Origin of the sequence: Streptomyces sp. DH37 (assembly GCF_029813835.1) — a bacterium.
Lineage (GTDB): Bacteria > Actinomycetota > Actinomycetes > Streptomycetales > Streptomycetaceae > Streptomyces.
Window position 1 is genome coordinate 22,093 of the sequence record NZ_JARVKV010000068.1, and the last position, 14,818, is coordinate 36,910.

Here is a 14,818-nt window from a genome sequence, read left to right on the forward strand (position 1 = left end):
GCCCGACCGGTTCCACCCGCCGCCCGGCGGCCGGCCGACGCCATAGGGCTCGCGGCCCCCACCACCTGCGGGCTCCCGCCGGGATGTCGGTCCGGCCGGGCGAGCGCCGGCGCCCCGAGCCGGCCATCCTGGTCGTCGACGCCCCGCCGGGGGACGAGCGCACCTCCTGCCTCCCCGAGGAGGTCGTGCTCGTCGCCGAGATCGTCCCGGACGAGTCGGCGGTGCGGGACCGGGAGGCCAAACCGCTGAAGTACGCCGAGGCCGGGATCCGGCACTTCTGGCGGGTGGAGAAGGAGGACCGGGCGCCGGTCGCGCACGTCCACGAGCCGGACGACACCACCGGCGCGTACGTGGCCACCGGCATCCACCGCGACACGCTCGTCGTCCCCGTGCCCTTCCCCGTGGAGATCGGCCTCACCACGCTGTTCACCCGCCGGGGGCCGCCGCTGCGATGATGGGCCGGTGCACGCGCCGAACGACAGCCCGGACGACGTCCCTGACCGCAGCCCGGACGGCATCCCGGACGGCATCCCGGACGACACCGCCCCCGATCCCGTCGCCGCCTTCCGCGCCCTGCTGACCGACGAGGGGCAGGCCCTGCTGGAGGAGCTGCGGGAGTACGACCCGGGGCGGGAGCTGGCCGTCGCCACCCGGCTGCGCCGCCGCCACCCGGCCCGTCTGGTCTCGGCGGCCATCGCCCAGGCGCGGCTGCGGCAGCGGGCGGTCGCGAAGTTCGGGCCCGAGGACGCGGCCCGGATGTACTTCACGCCCGGCGGCGTCGAGCAGGCCACCCGCGCCGGCGTGGCCGCGTACCGCGCCGGGCGCTTCGCCGCCCTCGGAGTGCGGCGGCTGGCCGACCTGTGCTGCGGCAACGGCGGCGACGCCATCGCGCTCGCCCGTGCCGGGATCGAGGTGCTGGCCGTCGACCGCGACCCGCTGACCTGCGCCGTCGCCCGCGCCAACGCCGAGGCGCTGGGCCTGGCCGATCTCGTCGAGGTGCGCCGCGCGGACGTGACCGAGGTGGACACGGACGGCTTCGACGCCGTCTTCGCCGACCCGGCCCGGCGCGGCGGACGCGGCCGGATCTTCGACCCCGAGGCGTACTCGCCCCCGCTGTCCTGGGCCGTCGGGGCCGCCCGGCGCGCCCCGCACGCCGCGCTGAAGGTCGCCCCGGGCATCCCGCACGAGGCGGTGCCCGGGGACGCGGTGGCGGAGTGGGTCTCCGACGGCGGGGACGTGAAGGAGGCGGTGCTGTGGTTCGGCGCCGGCCCGCGCGAGGCGCCGAAGGTGCGCGCCACCCTGCTGCCCGGCCCCCGCACCCTGGAATCCGCCGGACTGCCCGACCCGCCGGCCGGCCCGGTCGGCCGCTACCTGTACGAGCCCGACGGCGCGGTCGTCCGCGCCCATCTGGTCGCCGAGGTGGCCGAGGAGGTCGGCGGGCGCCTGATCGACCCGACGATCGCCTACGTCACGGCCGACGCGCCGCACCCGACGCCGTACGCGAGCGCGTACGAGATCACCGACACGCTCCCCTTCAACGTCAAGCGGCTGAAGGCGCTGCTGCGCGAGCGCGGCGTCGGCACGCTCACCGTCAAGAAGCGTGGCTCGGCGGTCGAACCGGAGGAACTGCGGCGCAGGGTGAAGCCCTCCGGCCCCAACGCGGCCACGGTCTTCCTCACCCGCGTCGCGGGCGCCCCGGCGATGCTCCTGGGGCACCCGGTCCGCTGACCCCCGTCCCCCTCACCCCCGCGCGTCCGCGCCCGCGTCCACGCCCTCGAAGCGCCAGCGGTGGACCGGGCGGTGGAGCAACTCCGGCGGGGGCGAGGGCAGTTCGGGGAGCTCCGCGTCGTACGGGGCGTCCCACCAGGTGATGACCAGGACGCGGTCCGCGGGCGCGGTGAACGTCTCGCGGCGCGGCGGGGCCGGGTCGAGGACCTGGGCGCGGGCCCACTCCAGCAGTTCCGGGCCGCGGCCGTCCGCCGCGCGGGCCTCCCACATCAGGGCGACGGTCATGAGGAGAGGTTCCCCGCGCTCAGCTCGTGGACGTGGCCGTGGCCCCCGCCGTGCGCGTGGCCGTGGGACGTGCCCGGCACGTGCGGCTCGGTGACCGGCAGGGAGGAGTCGGCCGACAGGTCCCAGTCGGAGGGGGCCCGGCCGCGGGCGACCATCTCCGCGCCCAGGGCCGCGACCATCGCGCCGTTGTCGGTGCACAGCTTGGGGCGCGGCACCCGCAGGGTGATCCCGGCCGCCTCGCAGCGCGCCTCGGCCATCGCGCGCAGCCGCGAGTTGGCCGCGACGCCGCCGCCGATCATCAGGTGGTCCACGCCCTCGTCCCGGCAGGCGCGGACCGCCTTGCGGGTCAGCACGTCGACGACCGCCTCCTGGAAGGACGCGGCGACGTCGGCGACCGGCACCTCCTCGCCGGCGCTCCGCCTCGCCTCGATCCAGCGGGCGACGGCGGTCTTCAGACCGGAGAAGGAGAAGTCGTACGGCGCGTCGCGCGGGCCCGTCAGACCGCGCGGGAAGGCGATGGCGTCCGCGTCGCCCTCGCGGGCGTAGCGGTCGATGACGGGCCCGCCGGGGAAGCCCAGGTTCAGCACGCGGGCGACCTTGTCGAACGCCTCGCCCGCCGCGTCGTCGATGGTGGCGCCCAGCGGGCGCACGTCGGAGGTGATGTCGGCCGACAGCAGCAGCGAGGAGTGGCCGCCGGAGACCAGCAGGGCCATGGTCGGCTCGGGCAGCGCGCCGTGTTCGAGCTGGTCGACGCAGATGTGCGAGGCGAGGTGGTTGACGCCGTACAGCGGCTTGCCGAGCGCGTACGCGTACGCCTTGGCCGCCGACACGCCCACCAGCAGCGCGCCGGCCAGGCCGGGACCGGCGGTGACGGCGATGCCGTCGAGGTCGCTCGCGGAGACGCCGGCGTCCTTCAGGGCGCGTTCGATGGTGGGGACCATCGCCTCCAGGTGGGCGCGGCTGGCCACCTCGGGCACCACGCCCCCGTACCGGGCGTGCTCGTCCACGCTGGAGGCCACCGCGTCGGCGAGCAGCGTGTGCCCGCGCACGATGCCCACGCCGGTCTCGTCGCAGGAGGTCTCGATGCCGAGGACCAGGGGTTCGTCAGCCATGGGTCGTCGTTCCTTGGTGTCGCGGGGCTGGATCCGTTGCGTCCGTCGCGTCCGCCGCGTCCGTCGCGGGGTCCGCCGGGGCGTCCGGGGGCGCCGGGTCGGCCGGGCGGCGCATCACGAGGGCGTCCACGTCGCCGGGCTGGTAGTAGCCGCGGCGCAGGCCGACGGCCTCGAAGCCGAAGCGTCCGTAGAGGCGCTGGGCGCGGACGTTGTCCACCCGGACCTCCAGCAGGACCTCGTGGCACTCGAAGTCCGTGGCGGCGGTGAGGAGCGCGGTGAGCAGCCGGGCGCCCAGCCCGGTGCCCCAGTGGTCGCGGGCGGCGGCGATGGTCTGGACGTCCCCGGTGCCGCCGGCGGCGGCGAGCCCGCCGTAGCCGACGATCCGTCCGCCGCCACCGCCATCACCGTCATCACCGCCACCGCCATCACCGCCGCCGCCGGTCTCGGCGACGAGGTAGCGGCGGGTGGCGTGCGGGCCGCGCGCGCGGGCGAGTTCGGACCAGAACAGGGCGGGCGACCAGGCGTCGTGCGGGAACAGCTCCCGTTCCAGGTCCAGCACCGGCTCGATGTCCCACCAGCGCATCTCGCGCAGGGTGACCTGCTCGGCGGTCGCGGTCACCGGGGCGTGACCACCTTGTAGTTGGCGGGCACCTTCGCGTCCGGGCGCCTCAGGTACAGCGGCAGCGGCGGCAGGAAGCCCTCCCCGGCCCCGCCCCCGGCCGCCAGTCTCTCGGCGGCCAGCGCCGCCAGCGCCGCGGCGGAGACGTGCTCGGGCAGGTCGTCGCGCACGCCGGTGAAGGCGTCCGCGTACAGCCGGGCGCCCAGGCCCACCGCGGGAACGCCGGCGACCACCTCGGCGATGTCGGCCGGGCGGTCCACGGCCGGGTCGCCGAGGCGGGTGCGGGCGTCGGCGTAGCGCGCCCAGTACACCTCCTTGCGGCGGGCGTCGGTGGCGACGACGAAGGGGGCCTCCAGTCCGGCCTCCCCGGCGGCGTACGCGATGCCGTCCAGCGTGCACAGGCCGTGGACGGGGATGTCCCGTGCGGCCCCGATGGTCGTCGCCGTCATCAGGCCGACCCGCAGGCCGGTGTACGGGCCCGGGCCGACGCCGACGACGATGCCGGTCACGTCGCCGAGCGCGGCGCCCGCCGCGGTCAGGACGCGGTCGACGGCCGGGAGCAGCAGTTCGCCGTGGCGGCGGGCGTCCACCTCGTCGGCGGTGGCGAGGGTGTCCGTCCCGTCGTGCAGGGCGACGGTGACGGCGGGGGTGGCGGTATCCAGAGCGAGCAGGAGCACGCTCTCAGCCTACGGCGCACCGCCGCCGGCCGGTGCCCGCCCGCCGCACGGGGACCACTACCGACTGCTACGGTCGGGCTTACGATCAGACCGGATCTCCAGGGGTCCGGGGACCGGCGGGAAGCGGCGAGTACCGGAGGCGGGCGAGACGGTGGCACGGAACAGCGCGGGTACCTTCGTGGCCGGGCTGACGGCGGCGGCACTCGCCGTCGTCGGCTTCCTGGCCTACCAGGCGTCCGCCGCGCAGGACCGCCGCGGCCCCGCGGACGACCGCGGGCCCGCCGCGTCGGCCTCCCCCTCCCCCGGCGCCGCGGCGAAGGAGAGGGAGCGCGAGGAGCGCCGGCAGGCCGCGCTGCCGGCCGGCTCGGGCGCCGGCGAGCGCGTCGTGTACTCCCTGGGCGGCGACCGGGTCTGGCTGGTGGGGGCGAACGAGAAGGTCACCCGCACCTACCGGGTCGTCCCCGGCGCGGTGGACCCGCTGCCGGGCGAGTACACCGTGGACGAGAGCGGCCGCACCGAGCGCGTCACCGGCTCCGACGGGGTACCGGTCGCCCACGTGGTGCTGTTCACGCAGGTGGACGGTGTCGTGGTGGGCTTCAGCGCGGCCGTGGACGGCTCGCTGCCCGAGGGTCCGCCGAAGGAGGGGACGGGCGGCATCCGCTCCAGGGCGGCGGACGGCGAGGCGATGTGGCGGTTCGCCACGGCCGGCACGAAGGTCGTCGTCGTCCCCTGAGACCGCGCCCCCGCCGGCGTCCGCCCACGTTTGGCCCTCCCCTGTTCGAACAAAAGGTGAACAGGCAATCAAGCGGCTGAACAAGGGGGCGGCGCATGACACTCGGGACGGACACGGCGTCCGGCAGGGACGAGGGCGGGCAGCGGTCCGCGGACCGCGGCGGCCGGACCCCGGCCGCGCGGTCCGGCGCGGAGGAGCACCACGAGACCGAGAAGGAGCGCGCCGACCGGCGGTGGACGGAGCTCCTGCAGGAGGTCAGGGTCGCCCAGATGGGCATCCAGATCCTGCTCGGCTTCCTGCTGAGCGTCGCCTTCACCGAGCGCTTCACCGACATCGGCACCCTGGACCGCAACATCTACGTCATCACGGTCGTCCTCGGCTCGGCGGCGACCGGCACGCTGATCGCCCCGGTCGCCCTGCACCGCTTCGTCACCGGCCACCGGATGAAGCCCCAGACGGTGGAGTGGGCCTCGCGCCTGACCATCACCGGGCTGGTCCTGCTGCTGTGCACGGTCACCTGCGCGCTGCTGCTGATCCTGCGCGTGGTGCTGGACAACGGCATGGCCTGGTGGATCGTCGGCGCGCTGTTCATGTGGTTCGTGGGCGCCTGGTTCCTGCTGCCCGCCTGGGCCCGCCGCGTCGGGCCCAGGCAGGGACGGTAGCGGCACCGGAGGCGGGCCCGCCCGCCCCCGTCCGGCCCTCAGGCCGCCTCGGCCCGGGGGCCGTCGCCGTCCGGTTCCCGGTCGTGAGCCGGCGGCGTCGAGACGGCGTCGGCGGCGGCGCACGCGGCCAGCAGATCGCGCATCGGCACCGGACCGGTCTCCGGACGGACGCCGGACGCGTCCGCGCGCCCGGTCCCCGCGGTGGTCCCGGGCTCCCGCTCGTGAGCCTCCATGAGTCCTCCCGTGGCTCCTGGGGCGAGGGTGGTTAGGCGTGCCTAACCACCCTTCCTGACCTCCATGTGACCATGCCGGGGGCGCTGCGCGCAACATCTTGCCGACACCGTGTCGGAACAGCGTCGGGAGGGCGTAGGAACAGCGACAGGACGGCGTCAGGACGGCGTAGGAACAGCGTCGGGACCGCGTCGGAACGGTGCCCGAGGAGTACCGGGGAGTGCCGGGACGTGGTGCGGCCCGGGCGCGGGCGGCCTACGCGGACCCCGCCAGGGCGGACAGGTCCTGTCCGGCCCAGCGCCCGCCGACGCCGGTCACCGTCACCGTCCGCACGTCGTCGCCCGCCGTACCGCCGTCCTGCCCGCCGGTGGCCGCCTCCGCCCCCACGGCGCGCTCGATGACCACGTGCAGCCGGTCCTCCGAGAGCTCCTCCACCCTGCCCTCGCCCCACTCCACGACCACCACCGACTCCGGCAGGGAGACGTCCAGGTCCAGGTCCTCCATCTCCTCCAGGCCGCCGTCGAGCCGGTAGGCGTCCACGTGCACCAGCGGGGGGCCGTCGCCGAGCGGGGGGTGCACCCGGGCGATGACGAAGGTGGGGGAGGTCACCGCGCCGCGCACGCCCAGCCCCTCGCCCAGTCCCCGGGCGAGGGTGGTCTTGCCCGCTCCCAGCTCCCCGGTGAGCAGGACGAGGTCGCCGGGCCGCAGCAGCCGGGCCAGCCGCCGGCCCAGCTCCCGCATGCGGTCAGGGGTCGCTACGTGGGCCTTCACGGCCGGTTCGGGGTTCCGGGGAGCGGCTCCGGGGGCCGTCCCCGCGGCCGGGCGGTGCGGTGTCTCCATGGGTGTGGATGGTACGCGCCAGCAGCTCGGCCAGGCGCTCGTTGACCGTCTCGGGGCGCTCCAGCATCACCAGGTGGCCCGCGCCCTCCACGACCACCAGGTCCGCGTGGGGCAGCGCGCCGGCCATCGCCTCGCTGTGCTCGCGCGGGGTGAGCAGGTCGCGGTCGCCGGTGAGGATCAGCGCGGGCCGGTCCGCCCCGAAGGCGGCCAGCGCGGCGGTCTTCTCGTGTTCGGCGAAGGCCGGGTAGAAGTCCGCGACCACGTCGACCGGCACCGACTCGATCAGCCGCTCGGCGAAGCGCGCCACCCCGGGGTCGATGTCGCGGGCGCCGAACGAGTACCGCTTGACCAGGCCCGTGAAGAGGTCGGCGGTGGCGCGCCGCCCCCGCTCGACCAGGTCGGCCCGCGCGGCGAGGGTCCTCAGCAGTCCCGGCGCCATCCGCCGCACCGCCCGGGCCCCGGCGGCGGGCAGCCCGTAGGTCACCTCCGCGAGGTTCCCCGCCGAGGTGCCGACCAGGGCCACCGCGGCGACGCGCTCGGCGACGTACCCGGGATGGTGGTGGGCGAGGGCCATCACCGTCATCCCGCCCATCGAGTGGCCGACGAGGACGACCGGGCCCTCGGGCACGGCGGCGTCGAGCACCGCCTTCAGGTCGCGTCCGAGCCGGTCGATGGTCACCGTCTCGCCGGCCCGGCCGCGGCCGGAGCGGCCGTGGCCGCGCTGGTCCCAGTAGACGGCGCGCAGCGGCGGCACGGAGGGCCCGGATTGCTCGGAGTCCGCGGACTGCCCGGAGTCCGCGGACCGCCCGGCGCCGCGCAGGGCGGCGCGCTGGAAGTGCCAGACGTCCTGGGCGAGGCAGTAGCCGTGGCTGAAGACGACCGTGGGCGCGCCGTCGGGTATCCCGCCCTCCGGATCGTCGGTCTCGTAGTACAGCTCGGTGCCGTCGTCGGCCACCGCCCGGCCCGGTGTGCCGCGCAGCGAGCCGTACGGACCCGTGGCGTCCAGGGCCAGGCGCGCCCTGCGGCGCACCGCCCGGTGCACGGTCAGCCGCTCGACGGCGACCCCCGCGGCCGCTCCCGCCGCGGCGAGGCCCAGCAGCGCGCCGGCCACCCCCGCGCGGCGCCCCCATCCCCTGCCGCCCGTTTCCCTCATGCCCGCGTCACGCGTCCGCGTTCAGGTGGACGCGCGGCACCCGGGCGCCGACCCGGGTCACGATCTCGTAGCCGATGGTGCCCACCGCGCGCGCCCAGTCCTCGGCCGTCGGCTCGCCCGCGTCCCCCGGCCCGAACAGGACCGCCTCGTCGCCCTCCGCGGCCGTGTCGCCGCCCAGGTCCACCACGAACTGGTCCATGGCCACCCGCCCGGCGGCCGTCCGCCACTTGCCGGCCACCAGCACCGGCCCGGTGCCCGAGGCGTGCCGGGGGATCCCGTCGGCGTAGCCGGCCGGGACCAGGGCCAGGGTGGTGTCGCCGGGGGTGGTGTAGTGGTGGCCGTAGCTCACCCCGTGCCCGGCCGGCACGTGCTTGACCAGGGCGAGGCGGGCGCGCAGGGTCATCACCGGCCGCAGCCCGAAGTCCTCGGGCACGCCGACCTCGGGCGAGGGCGAGAGCCCGTAGACCGACACGCCGGTGCGCACCAGGTCGAAGTGCGCCTCGGGGAGCGTGAGGGTGGCGGGCGAGTTGGCGATGTGCCGCACCTCCGGGTCGAGCCCGGCGCGGGCGGCGGCGGCCAGGGCGTCGCGGAAGGCGGCGAGCTGGGCGGCGACGGAGGGGTGGCCGGGCTCGTCGGCGCAGGCGAAGTGCGACCACAGGCCGGTGACCCTGACCGTGCCCTCGGCCTCGGCCTCGCGGGCGGCGGCGGTCAGCGCCTCCCAGTCGGCGGGCGCGCAGCCGTTGCGGCCCAGCCCGGTGTCGATCTTCAGGTGGACGCGGGCGGTGCGGCCGCAGGCGCGGGCGGCCTCCGTGATCTCCCGCAGCGCCCACGGCGCGCTCGCCGACACGTCGACGTCCGCCTCGATCGCCTCGCGCCAGGGCCCGCCGGGCGTCCACAGCCAGCACAGCAACCGGCCCCTGTCCCCGGCGGCGCGCAGCGCCAGCGCCTCCTCCGGGGTGGCGGTGCCCAGCCAGCCCGCGCCGGCCTGCCGCGCGGCGCGGGCGCAGGGGACCATGCCGTGGCCGTACGCGTCGGCCTTGACCACGGCCATCAGCTCGGCCCCGGCCGCGCGCTCCCGCAGGGCGCGGACGTTGCCGCGCAGCGCGGCGAGGTCGATCTCGGCGCTGACGCGGTGACCGGGGCGGGGCTGCGCCGCCGCGCGGGGGGCGGGGGGCTCACTTACGACGTCCATCGCCCACCAGTGTCTCAGGTCCCCCTCCGGCGGCGTCCCTGCCCGCCCGGCACGTTCAGGGCGTATCGGAGCGGACGCCCGCCGTGCCCGATGTGCCCGATATGTCCGCCGTACCCGCCGTGTCCGTGACGTTCCGCCAGGCCGGGCGCAGGGCCTCCGCCACGTCGAGCGCGTTCACCAGCGGCGCGGCGAGGCGGCCCGCCAGGCCGTGGACGTACGCGCCCGCCACCGCCGCGTCCTCGGGGGACAGACCGGAGGCGAGCAGCGAGCCGGCCAGCCCGGAGAGCACGTCGCCGCTCCCGGCCGTCGCCAGCCAGCCGGTGCCGGTGGGGTTGACCCGCAGCGGGCCGTCCCCGCCGGACGGCGCGACCACCGTGGTCGAGCCCTTGAGCAGCACCGTCGCCCCGTACCGCCGCGCCAGTTCCCGCGCCGACGCCAGCCGCGCCGACTCGACCTCCTCGCGCGGCACGTCCAGCAGCGCCGCCGCCTCCCCCGCGTGCGGGGTGAGCAGGACCGGGGCCGTACGGCCCCGGAGCCGCCCGGCGTCCATCAGCCGCAGCCCGTCGGCGTCCACCAGCACCGGTACGTCCGAGGCCAGCACCTCGCGCACGTTCTCCCGCGCCTCGGCCCCGTCGCCCAGGCCCGGCCCGACGACCCACGCCTGCACCCGGCCCGCGCGGCCGGGCGGGCCGGCGGACACCAGCGTCTCGGGGAAGCGGCCGACCACCGCGTCGGCGGCGGGCCCCACGTAGCGCACGGCGCCCGCGCCGCCGCGCAGCGCGCCCGCCACCGCCAGCACGGCCGCGCCCGGGTAGCGGGCGGAGCCGGCCACGATCCCGACCACGCCGCGCCGGTACTTGTCGCTCTCGGCCGACGGGCGGGGCAGCAGGGCGGCCACGTCCGCGTGCTGGGCGGCGCGCGCCACCGGCTCGGCCGCCTCCAGGTAGGGGCCCAGGCCGATGTCGACCAGCCGCAGCGCCCCGGCGTGCTCGCGCGCCGGGTCGACCAGCAGCCCCGGCTTGTACGCCCCGAAGGTCACCGTGGCCGCCGCCCGCACCGCCACGCCGCGCACCTCGCCGGTGTCGGCGTCCACGCCGCTGGGCAGGTCCACGGCGACGACGGGCGCCCCGGCGTCCCGGACGAGGTCGACGATCTCCACCGCGTCGGGCCGCAGCCCCCCGCGTCCGCCGATGCCGACGATGCCGTCCACCACCAGGTCGGCCCGCCGCACGACGGCCGGCACGTCGGCGGGGACGCCCTCCAGGTGGGCGGTCGGCGCGGCCACCACCCGGCCGCCGGCGGCCCGCAGCGCGGCGAGCCCGGCCCCGTGGGCCCTCTCGGGACTGAGCAGCACGGCGGTCACCCCGGCGCCGCGCCGGGCCAGGTACGCCCCCGCGAAGAGCGCGTCCCCGCCGTTGTCGCCGCTGCCCACCAGCAGGACGACCCGGGCGCCGTAGGTGCGCCCCAGCATCCCGGCGCAGGCGGCGGCCAGCCCGGCGGCGGCGCGCCGCATCAGCGCCCCGGCGGGCAGCCGCGCCATCAGCTCCCGCTCGGCGGCCCGTACGGTCTGCACGCTGTACGCATCTCTCATGCCCTCAGTGTGACCGCCCGGCACCCCCGTCACCCTCCGGTGGCCGCCCCTCCGCGATCACCCCTGCGCGATCACCCCTCCGCGATCACGACGGCCGTCGCCACCCCCGCGTCGTGGCTGAGCGAGACGTGCCAGCGCCGCACCCCCAGCTCGGCGGCGCGGTCGGCGACCGTGCCGGTCACCCGCAGGAGCGGCTGCCCGTGGTCGGAGACGTACACCTCCGCGTCCGTCCACAGCAGCCCGCCGGGCGCGCCCAGCGCCTTGGCCAGGGCCTCCTTGGCGGCGAACCGCGCCGCCAGGGAGGCCACTCCGCGCCGCTCCCCGCCGGGCAGGACCAGCTCGGCGGGGGTGAACAGCCGGTCGGCGATCGCGGGGGTGCGGGCCAGCGCGCCGGCGAAGCGCTCGATCGAGGCGACGTCGATCCCCACCCCGACGATCACGCGCGGCTCCCGGCCGGCCGGGAGCGCCCGCGGCGCGGGTCCCGTCCTGTTCGCCCGCGGCGCGACCTCACTCCACCGTCACCGACTTGGCCAGGTTGCGCGGCTGGTCCACCTCGTTGCCGCGGGCCGTGGCCAGCTCGCAGGCGAAGACCTGGAGCGGCACGGTGGCCACCAGCGGCTGGAGCAGGGTGGGCGTGGCGGGGATGCGCACCAGGTGGTCGGCGTAGGGCACGACCGTCTCGTCGCCCTCCTCGGCGATGACGATGGTGCGCGCGCCCCGGGCCCGGATCTCCTGGATGTTGGAGACGATCTTGTCGTGCAGGACGGACCGGCCGCGCGGCGACGGCACGACCACCACCACCGGCAGGTCCTCCTCGATCAGCGCGATCGGGCCGTGCTTGAGCTCGCCGGCGGCGAAGCCCTCGGCGTGCATGTACGCCAGCTCCTTGAGCTTGAGCGCACCCTCCAGCGCCACGGGGAAGCCCACGTGGCGGCCGAGGAAGAGCACGGTGTTCTTGTCGGCCAGGGAGCGGGCCAGCTCCCGCACCGGCTCCATGGTGGCGAGGACCTTCTCGACCTCCGTGGAGATCTGCGACAGCTCGCGGATCACCGAGTGGATCTCGTCGCCCCACTTGGTGCCCCGCACCTGGCCCAGGTAGAGGGCGACGAGGTAGCAGGCCACCAGCTGCGTCAGGAACGCCTTGGTGGAGGCGACCGCGACCTCGGGCCCGGCGTGGGTGTAGAGCACCGCGTCGGACTCGCGCGGGATCGTCGAGCCGTTGGTGTTGCAGATGGCCAGCACCTTGGCGCCCTGCTCGCGGGCGTGGCGCAGCGCCATCAGGGTGTCCATGGTCTCGCCGGACTGGCTGATGGCGATGACCAGGGTGCGCTGGTCCAGGATCGGGTCCCGGTAGCGGAACTCGCTGGCCAGCTCGGTCTCGCAGGGGATCCGCGTCCAGTGCTCGATGGCGTACTTGGCGATCATCCCGGCGTGGTAGGCCGTGCCGCAGGCCACGATGACGACCTTGTTGACCTCGCGCAGCACGTGGTCGGGGATGTGCACCTCGTCCAGCGTCAGCAGGCCGGACTCGTCGATGCGGCCCAGGAGGGTGTCGGCGACCGCCTTGGGCTGCTCGGCAATCTCCTTGAGCATGAAGTAGTCGTAGCCGCCCTTCTCGGCGGCCGAGGCGTCCCAGTCCACGTGGTAGGCGCGGGTCTCGGCCGGGGCGCCGTCGAAGTCGGTGACCGTCACCTGGTCCCGCCTCAGCTCCACGACCTGGTCCTGGCCCAGCTCGATGGCCTCGCGGGTGTGGGCGATGAACGCGGCGACGTCGGAGGCGAGGAAGTTCTCGCCCTCGCCGACGCCGACCACCAGCGGCGAGTTCCGCCGGGCGCCGACGACGGTGTCCGGCTCGTCGGCGTGGACGGCGACGAGCGTGAAGGCGCCCTCCAGGCGGCGGCACACCTGCCGCATCGACTCGGCCAGGTCGCCGCAGGAGGAGAAGTTCTCGGCGAGCAGGTGGGCCACGACCTCGGTGTCGGTCTCGGAGGTCAGCTCGTGGCCGCGCTCGGCCAGCTCCGCGCGCAGCGCGGCGAAGTTCTCGATGATGCCGTTGTGGACGACCGCGACCCGCCCGGAGTTGTCCAGGTGCGGATGCGCGTTGGCGTCGGTCGGCCCGCCGTGGGTGGCCCACCGGGTGTGGCCGATGCCGGTGGTGCCGCTGGGCAGCGGGCGCTCGTCCAGCAGCTTGCCGAGGTTGGCCAGCTTCCCGGCCTTCTTCGCGGCGGCCAGGCCGCCGTCGGCGAGGACGGCAACGCCCGCCGAGTCATAACCGCGGTACTCCAACCGCTTCAGTCCCGCGATGACGACGTCGAGGGCGGACTGCCCTCCCACATAACCAACGATTCCGCACATGCGATGCAGCCTAAGGGCAGTCGGGAGCTGCGGCTGTCAGCGGCCTCGCGCTATCCGCCCGACGGCGTCCTCGACGACCGCCAGGTACTCCTCCTCCTCGCACTCCGGCCGGCCGCCCGGCCGGTGCGCCTCCAGCATGTCGCGCGGGTGTTCGCCCAGGTCCTCGTCGGGCAGCTCCTCGACGAGGTCCGCCCACACCCGGGCGGTGCGCGCCCCGGCGGACAACGGTGCGGCGGGGCGGCGTTGAGCTGGGCGGAAACGCCGGAACGGCAGCGGCATGCGGCATCCTCCGGGCCGGTCGTGCACGGGCCGGCCCCGGGTCGGGCGGGGACCTGCGCGGGGCGGGCGCACACGGGGGACACGTGTGCGAACGCGGTCAACGTATCGGCGTCGGACCGGCGCGTACACCCCGTCCCCCGGTCCCGCGTCTGTGCTGCTGATCACACGGGAACGGGAGTGAGCCCGGCCGCGCGCACCCCGACAATGGGCCCGTGTCCACCCCCGTCACCGCTCCCGAGTCCACCTCCGACTCCACCGCGTCCGTCCTGCCGCCGCAGCAGCGCCGCGGCCGGCCGTCCGACGCGAGCCCCTTCGTCGACCTCGGGCGCGCCGAGTGGAGCGCGCTGCGGGAGAAGACGCCGCTGCCGCTGACGGCCGCGGAGGTGGAGGAGCTGCGCGGGCTCGGCGACGTCATCGACCTCGACGAGGTGCGGGACGTCTACCTGCCGCTGTCCCGGCTGCTCAACCTCTACGTCGGCGCCACCCACGGGCTGCGGGGCGCGCTCAACACCTTCCTGGGCGACGCGGGCGGCGGGCACGGCGCCCAGCGCGGCACGCCGTTCGTCATCGGGGTCGCGGGCAGCGTCGCGGTGGGCAAGTCCACCGTGGCGCGGCTGCTGCGGGCGCTGCTCGCCCGCTGGCCCGAGCACCCGCGCGTGGAGCTGGTGACCACGGACGGGTTCCTGTTCCCCAACGCGGAGCTGCACCGGCGCGGGCTGATGGCGCGCAAGGGCTTCCCCGAGTCCTACGACCGCCGCGCGCTCACCCGGTTCGTCGCGGACGTCAAGTCGGGCCGGGAGGAGGTCACCGCCCCCGTCTACTCCCACCTGATCTACGACATCGTCCCCGGCGAGAGGCTGACGGTGCGGCGGCCCGACATCCTGATCGTCGAGGGCCTCAACGTCCTCCAGCCCGCCCTGCCCGGCAAGGACGGCCGCACCCGGCTCGCGGTCGCCGACTACTTCGACTTCTCCGTCTACGTGGACGCGCGCACCGAGGACATCGAGCAGTGGTACCTCGGCCGCTTCCGCAAGCTGCGCGAGACGGCCTTCCAGAACCCGTCCTCGTACTTCCGCAGGTACACGCAGGTGTCGGAGGAGGAGGCGCTGGACTACGCGCGGGGGATCTGGCGGACCATCAACCGCCCGAACCTGGAGGAGAACATCGCCCCGACCCGGGGCCGCGCCAGCCTGATCCTGCGCAAGGGCCCGGACCACAAGGTCCAGCGCCTGTCGCTGCGCAAGCTCTGACGCGACCGCGCGACCGCGCGGGGCCGGTGCGCGGCGGGCCCGCGCGGGAACCCGGGCGGAACGGGGCGGGGGCGGCCACCGGCCGCCCCCGCCACCCCTCGGCGTGTCGCC

The 14,818-nt window shown here is 76.2% G+C and carries 17 protein-coding genes; 5 read left to right on the forward strand and 12 right to left on the reverse strand.

Annotated elements, in window-relative coordinates; genetic code table 11:
• Positions 1–83: 83 nt before the first annotated feature.
• Entirely contained in the window at positions 84–455 is a 372-nt protein-coding gene (locus QC029_RS25620) for a Uma2 family endonuclease (RefSeq protein WP_279558167.1), read from the forward strand.
• A 73-nt stretch (positions 456–528) separates the two neighbouring features.
• Entirely contained in the window at positions 529–1,728 is a 1,200-nt protein-coding gene (locus QC029_RS25625; protein WP_279558181.1) for a methyltransferase domain-containing protein, read from the forward strand.
• Between the two features lie 12 nt (positions 1,729–1,740).
• Here the strand turns inward: QC029_RS25625 and QC029_RS25630 are convergent, their stop codons facing one another.
• From QC029_RS25630 to tsaB, 4 genes are read right to left on the reverse strand one after another with little or no spacing between them, the layout of a single operon-like run.
• Positions 1,741–2,013, reverse strand: coding sequence for a hypothetical protein (locus QC029_RS25630; protein ID WP_279558168.1), 273 nt, complete (start codon positions 2,011–2,013; stop codon positions 1,741–1,743).
• Positions 2,010–3,125 carry a tRNA (adenosine(37)-N6)-threonylcarbamoyltransferase complex transferase subunit TsaD gene (tsaD, locus tag QC029_RS25635; protein WP_279558169.1) on the reverse strand — a complete coding sequence of 372 codons (1,116 nt, stop codon included), beginning with the start codon at positions 3,123–3,125 and terminating at the stop codon, positions 2,010–2,012. The genes QC029_RS25630 and tsaD overlap by 4 nt, the downstream gene beginning before the upstream one ends.
• Complete coding sequence (locus tag QC029_RS25640) at positions 3,118–3,708, reverse strand: GNAT family N-acetyltransferase (protein ID WP_279558182.1); 591 nt, start codon at positions 3,706–3,708, stop codon at positions 3,118–3,120. Before QC029_RS25640 ends, tsaD begins: the two co-directional genes overlap by 8 nt.
• Before the next feature lie 32 nt (positions 3,709–3,740).
• On the reverse strand, positions 3,741–4,421 hold the full coding sequence (gene tsaB, locus QC029_RS25645) for a tRNA (adenosine(37)-N6)-threonylcarbamoyltransferase complex dimerization subunit type 1 TsaB (RefSeq protein WP_279558170.1): 681 nt from the start codon (positions 4,419–4,421) through the stop codon (positions 3,741–3,743).
• Between the two features lie 151 nt (positions 4,422–4,572).
• Here tsaB and QC029_RS25650 point away from each other — a divergent pair, with 151 nt between their 5' ends.
• Both QC029_RS25650 and QC029_RS25655 read left to right on the forward strand, forming a co-directional pair.
• Positions 4,573–5,154: a hypothetical protein gene (locus tag QC029_RS25650; protein ID WP_279558171.1), complete on the forward strand. Its 582-nt coding sequence runs from the start codon at positions 4,573–4,575 to the stop codon at positions 5,152–5,154.
• Between the two features lie 95 nt (positions 5,155–5,249).
• A complete protein-coding gene (locus QC029_RS25655; protein ID WP_279558172.1) occupies positions 5,250–5,816 on the forward strand; it encodes a DUF6328 family protein in 567 nt (188 codons plus the stop codon).
• Positions 5,817–5,854: 38 nt separating this feature from the next.
• Here the strand turns inward: QC029_RS25655 and QC029_RS25660 are convergent, their stop codons facing one another.
• The 8 genes from QC029_RS25660 to QC029_RS25695 all read right to left on the reverse strand — a co-directional run bounded on the left by QC029_RS25660 (position 5,855) and on the right by QC029_RS25695 (position 13,457).
• Entirely contained in the window at positions 5,855–6,049 is a 195-nt protein-coding gene (locus QC029_RS25660) for a hypothetical protein (protein ID WP_279558173.1), read from the reverse strand.
• Between the two features lie 253 nt (positions 6,050–6,302).
• Positions 6,303–6,788 (reverse strand): tRNA (adenosine(37)-N6)-threonylcarbamoyltransferase complex ATPase subunit type 1 TsaE, encoded by a 486-nt coding sequence (tsaE, locus tag QC029_RS25665; RefSeq protein WP_279558174.1) that lies wholly within the window; start codon positions 6,786–6,788, stop codon positions 6,303–6,305.
• Between the two features lie 4 nt (positions 6,789–6,792).
• Positions 6,793–8,040, reverse strand: a complete 1,248-nt coding sequence (locus tag QC029_RS25670; RefSeq protein ID WP_279558175.1) for an alpha/beta fold hydrolase — start codon at positions 8,038–8,040, stop codon at positions 6,793–6,795.
• Between the two features lie 7 nt (positions 8,041–8,047).
• Positions 8,048–9,232 (reverse strand): alanine racemase, encoded by a 1,185-nt coding sequence (gene alr / locus QC029_RS25675; RefSeq protein ID WP_279558176.1) that lies wholly within the window; start codon positions 9,230–9,232, stop codon positions 8,048–8,050.
• Between the two features lie 55 nt (positions 9,233–9,287).
• On the reverse strand, positions 9,288–10,823 hold the full coding sequence (locus QC029_RS25680; RefSeq protein WP_279558177.1) for an NAD(P)H-hydrate dehydratase: 1,536 nt from the start codon (positions 10,821–10,823) through the stop codon (positions 9,288–9,290).
• A 71-nt stretch (positions 10,824–10,894) separates the two neighbouring features.
• Entirely contained in the window at positions 10,895–11,263 is a 369-nt protein-coding gene (locus QC029_RS25685; RefSeq protein WP_279558178.1) for a holo-ACP synthase, read from the reverse strand.
• 67 nt (positions 11,264–11,330) lie between these two features.
• Positions 11,331–13,178 carry a glutamine--fructose-6-phosphate transaminase (isomerizing) gene (gene glmS / locus QC029_RS25690; RefSeq protein ID WP_279558179.1) on the reverse strand — a complete coding sequence of 616 codons (1,848 nt, stop codon included), beginning with the start codon at positions 13,176–13,178 and terminating at the stop codon, positions 11,331–11,333.
• 36 nt (positions 13,179–13,214) lie between these two features.
• Positions 13,215–13,457 carry a hypothetical protein gene (locus tag QC029_RS25695; RefSeq protein WP_279558180.1) on the reverse strand — a complete coding sequence of 81 codons (243 nt, stop codon included), beginning with the start codon at positions 13,455–13,457 and terminating at the stop codon, positions 13,215–13,217.
• A gap of 266 nt (positions 13,458–13,723) precedes the next feature.
• Here QC029_RS25695 and coaA point away from each other — a divergent pair, with 266 nt between their 5' ends.
• Entirely contained in the window at positions 13,724–14,707 is a 984-nt protein-coding gene (coaA, locus tag QC029_RS25700) for a type I pantothenate kinase (RefSeq protein ID WP_279558183.1), read from the forward strand.
• Positions 14,708–14,818 lie beyond the last annotated feature (111 nt).

What these genes read in the sequence shown, in the direction of transcription:
- QC029_RS25620 (WP_279558167.1), top strand. Translation starts at nt 84, where the DNA reads ATGTCGGTCCGGCCGGGCGAGCGCCGGCGCCCCGAGCCGGCCATCCTG.
- QC029_RS25630 (WP_279558168.1), bottom strand. Translation starts at nt 2,013, where the DNA reads ATGACCGTCGCCCTGATGTGGGAGGCCCGCGCGGCGGACGGCCGCGGC.
- tsaD (WP_279558169.1), bottom strand. Translation starts at nt 3,125, where the DNA reads ATGGCTGACGAACCCCTGGTCCTCGGCATCGAGACCTCCTGCGACGAG.
- QC029_RS25640 (WP_279558182.1), bottom strand. Translation starts at nt 3,708, where the DNA reads ATGCGCTGGTGGGACATCGAGCCGGTGCTGGACCTGGAACGGGAGCTG.
- QC029_RS25655 (WP_279558172.1), top strand. Translation starts at nt 5,250, where the DNA reads ATGACACTCGGGACGGACACGGCGTCCGGCAGGGACGAGGGCGGGCAG.
- QC029_RS25660 (WP_279558173.1), bottom strand. Translation starts at nt 6,049, where the DNA reads ATGGAGGCTCACGAGCGGGAGCCCGGGACCACCGCGGGGACCGGGCGC.
- tsaE (WP_279558174.1), bottom strand. Translation starts at nt 6,788, where the DNA reads ATGCGGGAGCTGGGCCGGCGGCTGGCCCGGCTGCTGCGGCCCGGCGAC.
- QC029_RS25670 (WP_279558175.1), bottom strand. Translation starts at nt 8,040, where the DNA reads ATGAGGGAAACGGGCGGCAGGGGATGGGGGCGCCGCGCGGGGGTGGCC.
- alr (WP_279558176.1), bottom strand. Translation starts at nt 9,232, where the DNA reads ATGGACGTCGTAAGTGAGCCCCCCGCCCCCCGCGCGGCGGCGCAGCCC.
- QC029_RS25680 (WP_279558177.1), bottom strand. Translation starts at nt 10,823, where the DNA reads ATGAGAGATGCGTACAGCGTGCAGACCGTACGGGCCGCCGAGCGGGAG.
- glmS (WP_279558179.1), bottom strand. Translation starts at nt 13,178, where the DNA reads ATGTGCGGAATCGTTGGTTATGTGGGAGGGCAGTCCGCCCTCGACGTC.
- QC029_RS25695 (WP_279558180.1), bottom strand. Translation starts at nt 13,457, where the DNA reads ATGCCGCTGCCGTTCCGGCGTTTCCGCCCAGCTCAACGCCGCCCCGCC.